Source organism: Bacillus cereus (assembly GCF_002561295.1).
In the GTDB taxonomy this organism is placed as follows: domain Bacteria; phylum Bacillota; class Bacilli; order Bacillales; family Bacillaceae_G; genus Bacillus_A; species Bacillus_A cereus_S.
Window position 1 is genome coordinate 1 of record NZ_NTUG01000065.1, and the last position, 502, is coordinate 502.

Genomic DNA, 502 nt, shown 5'->3' on the forward strand with positions numbered 1-502 from the left:
TGCTGCTAAATCTGTAAACGTATATTTCCATTCGCTCGCTGCGCTCACTTCTTTTGTTGCGATCACTTGGCCATTTTGTAATAAGTCTACTTTGATCATTTCTGGACGTCCTTCAGCATTCCCGTCCTTCCATGTTTTCGTTCCTTCTACTTTTGTTTGGCCTACTTTTGTATTTGTGATGTCATAGCCGTTAACTTCTGTTTTATATCCGTCTACCGCTTGTTCTTTTACTTCATACTTATACGCTTTGCCTTCGGCATCATATGCCGCTAAGTCTGTAAACGCATATTTCCATTCGCTCGCTACGCTTACTTCTTTCGTTGCGATTACTTTGCCGTTTTGTAGTAGGTCTACTTTGATCATTTCCGGACGATCTTTTGCGTTATCGTCTTTCCATGTTTTCATTCCTTCTACTTTTGTTTGACCAACCATTGTATTCGTGATGTCGTAACCTTCTACTTTTGATTCATATCCAGCTACTTCTTGTTCTTTCACTTCATAC

Annotated in this window: 1 protein-coding gene; it reads right to left on the reverse strand. The window is 39.8% G+C overall.

Translation table 11 applies throughout. The features are described 5' to 3' along the window. Positions 1-502 (reverse strand): Cna B-type domain-containing protein (locus tag CN373_RS24420; protein ID WP_240519125.1); only part of this gene is annotated, 502 nt, incomplete at both ends.